The following is a 3,206-nucleotide window of genomic DNA, read 5'->3' on the forward strand; positions in this document are numbered from 1 at the left end:
CCAGCGCCCCGCTCAGCAGCATGAAGAATAGGCCGAGCGATACGGTCAGGTCGGTCGCCAGGCTGCTGTTTCCCTCGCGCACTGCCGCAAGCAAGGCCAGGCCGACGCCCAACCACACGAAGAAGTACTCGACGACGGGCAAGCTGGCCAGGGCGTACCGAAGCGAAGTGACGACGGCGGTCAGGATCGGGATCAGCCCGTTGCGCAGAACATGCCGCCAGAGTAGCACGCCTGGCCTCAGGCCTTTGGCTTTGGCTGTCCTCACATAGTCCGCGGACAGGACGCTGCGAGTGGTGAGATAAGTGACACTCGTGAGCTGCGCCAGCGGGCGAGTCGCCAGCACCAGCGCCGGCATGAGCAGGTGCCAATCCAGCCCGTAACCCGTGGCCGGCAGCACGGTGATCCCGAAGGTCCGGTGCACCTGGATGTTGACCACCCACAGGATCATCCCCAGCAGGAAGCTGGGGATCGACATCCCCAGGACGGCGGTCAGCACGATCCACGACGATCCCGCGGGGCGCCGCAGAGCGGCGAAGATCCCAAGCGGGATACCAATCACGATGGCGATCCCCAACGCCGCCGCGAGCAGCACCGCGCTGTGCCCGATCAAGCGCAGGACGACCGAATACCAGGCGACTTCCTGCTTCTGCCAGGTGTAGGTTTCGGGATGATGAAACACCCAGTCCGCCGTCGCTCCGACCGCGGCGACGGCGGACTGGATGGGTTGAGCGGCCAAGCCGTCGACGACGCGGCCATACATGATCATGCCCCATTGGGTGAGAAAGGCGATGACCAGCAGTGTGGCCAAGCCGACAACGATCCGCCGCGCGATTCGCCGCAGGCCGGCGTGGGTTGCGGTGCGTCCGGTCGGGAGAGCTATGCCCTCTGCAACAGCTGTCATTCGTTCTTCCCGGACTCCGTTGGCATGCTCATCGACCGCCCGGCGGCGGAACAAGACGCCCAGGTGGATGCCCTGAGCGGCCTGAGACTGGAGGCCCCGAGATCTGGCCCCGCAGATAAATTCCCCCAGCCGGGGGCCGGGGGACCTGCTGTCGAGAGCACATTACCCAGTTGGCACTCCAGCGAATGCAGCAAGTGATGGACCAACCGTCGGGCAGTCTAGCATAGGACCGGCATGCCAACAACGTTTCTGGAAACGGCATGCCGATTGCCGCCGCCGGCGTCGCCAACGCCCGTTCAGCCGAAGAAACCCCGATGATGCTTGGCCGGCCACAGCATCCGGACTGAACTCATCCATGATGAGTTCTCCGCCTGCTGGAGGCATTCGATGTCCGAGCCGGAACGATTGCGCCTGATGGCCGTGCTGGCCCACCCCGACGACGAGGCGGCCGGCATAGGAAGCGCCTTCGCCTACTCCGGCCGGAGCGGCGTGCAGACCGCGCTGCTGATGGCGACCCGCGCCGAGCGCGGTTGGAGGGGTCCGCCACAAGATGATCCTGGGCCGCAGGCCATCGCCGAGCTCCGGACGGGCGAGCTGGAGGCCGTGCCTGCAATTCTGGGGATCGAGGAAATCGCATACCTGGGCTGTATGGACGGCCACCTCGATTGAGCCGATCCGGACCAAGTCATCCACCGGATCGGGGCTCACTTGCGCCGCCTCCGGCCCCAGGTGGGAGCAGCCTTCCCGCCGGATGGAACCTACGGGCATCCCGACCCTATCGCCATCTCGCAGTTGACCGCGGCCGCCCTGGTGTGCGCCGCCGAAGCCTCCTTCTCCCCGGCAGGCGACCGACCGCACCGAGCGTCGAAGTTCTACTACATGATCGACACCCAAGAGGTCCTCCAGGCATATCAGCAGATCGCTGGGAACCTGGTGATGGAGGCCGACGGAGTCGTGCGCCGCGCCGTGTACTGGAACGATTGGACCATCACGACCTGCTTACCCAGCGAGCCCCATTGGGAGACCACCCTCCGAGCGCAGCTTTGCCATCGCAGCCAGCTGCCCGGTTTCGGCGCCCCGGAACGACTGCCCGAGGATCTGCTGCGTCGAGTGCTCACCGGAGGCACCTTCTACCGGGCGTACTCGCTGGTCAACGGCGGTCGCACTCTGGAGACCGATCTCTTCGCCGGGATTCGCTGAATTGCAGTCTAGTCCCGACCGGCGGAACGCCATCTCGCCAACAGTGGACCGCCAGATGCCGGCGGTCTGTCGGTAGGCGGACAATGCCGGCCGCCCTCGTGTTGGAGTTCTTCGGGGGATGCTCGGCGCCACCAGCCTTCGTCGGCGACCGGGCAGAATCCGCCTGCAAACCAAGGTGGGTTAGCGAGCTTCGGGCACGCCTCGTCTGCCAAATCGGGGTTCGTGCCGACTGGCGCCGTCGGTCCCCCTGTGCGTCGAGCGCCGACCCACCCATCTAATCCCCTGCCAGCGCCAGGAACACATCCTCCAGCGTGGGCCGCATCCGGACCAGGTGCGCACCGGACAGGCCACCGGCCTGCAGAAGTTGCTCCAGCGATCTGGGGTCGAAGGACGGATCCGTGATGGCCCGCAGATGGTCGGAAGCCAGCGTCGTCCGCCTGACGCCCGGGGCTGCCTGCACAAGATCCAGCCCGCGCAGCAGGGGTGAGGCGAAGACATCCCAGGCCTCGCCCTGGAGCGCAGTCCGCTTGAGCTCCGAGGGGGCGTCCATCGCCAACAGCCGGCCCCTGCGCAGGATGCCGACGCGCTGGCAGTATTCCGCCTCGTCCATGTGATGGGTAGACACCAGCGCCGTCACGCCCCGATCGGCCAGGTCATAGATGCGGTTCCAGAACATGCGGCGGGCGATGGGATCGACACCGCTCGTCGGTTCATCCAGAAAGACGAACACCGGTCGGTGGACGATCGCCACGGCCAGCGCCAGCCGCTGGCGCCAGCCGATGGGCAGTTCGCCGGCGCGCAGGGTCGAGACCGAGGACAGCTCGACCAACTCGAGGGCCGCCTCCACCTGGGCCGGATCCTGCACACCATACACGCCGGCGTAGAACTGCAGGTTTTCACGTGCGGTGAGTTCGTCGTACAGCGCGAAGCGCTGCGACATGTAGCCCACCTGGCGCCGGATGGCCTCGGCCTCGGTGCGGATGTCGTGCCCCAGCAGCCGGGCCGTCCCTGCGCTTGGGTGCAGCAGGCCGAGCAGCATGCGGATGGTCGTCGTCTTGCCAGAGCCGTTCGGGCCAAGCAGCCCCACCACTTCTCCGGCGCGGAC

The 3,206-nt window shown here is 66.6% G+C and carries 4 protein-coding genes; 2 read left to right on the forward strand and 2 right to left on the reverse strand.

The window, feature by feature from the left end; genetic code table 11:
• A partial coding sequence (locus MUO23_12050) for an ABC transporter permease (GenBank protein MCJ7513690.1) occupies window positions 1-901 on the reverse strand: 901 nt, incomplete at its 3' end.
• 387 nt (window positions 902-1,288) lie between these two features.
• Here MUO23_12050 and MUO23_12055 point away from each other — a divergent pair.
• The gene (locus MUO23_12055) at window positions 1,289-1,570 is read left to right on the forward strand and encodes a PIG-L family deacetylase (protein MCJ7513691.1); all 282 of its coding nucleotides are present in this window, start codon (window positions 1,289-1,291) and stop codon (window positions 1,568-1,570) included.
• A gap of 39 nt (window positions 1,571-1,609) precedes the next feature.
• Window positions 1,610-2,101: a hypothetical protein gene (locus tag MUO23_12060; GenBank protein MCJ7513692.1), complete on the forward strand. Its 492-nt coding sequence runs from the start codon at window positions 1,610-1,612 to the stop codon at window positions 2,099-2,101.
• Between the two features lie 274 nt (window positions 2,102-2,375).
• Here MUO23_12060 and MUO23_12065 read toward each other — a convergent pair.
• Window positions 2,376-3,206: ABC transporter ATP-binding protein (locus tag MUO23_12065; protein MCJ7513693.1), on the reverse strand; the 831-nt coding region annotated here is incomplete at its 5' end.

This window comes from Anaerolineales bacterium (genome assembly GCA_022866145.1).
In the GTDB taxonomy this organism is placed as follows: Bacteria; Chloroflexota; Anaerolineae; order Anaerolineales; family E44-bin32; genus PFL42.

Excerpts from the sequence above, each read along its gene's own strand:
- MUO23_12055 (MCJ7513691.1), top strand. The coding sequence starts at position 1,289 with ATGTCCGAGCCGGAACGATTGCGCCTGATGGCCGTGCTGGCCCACCCC.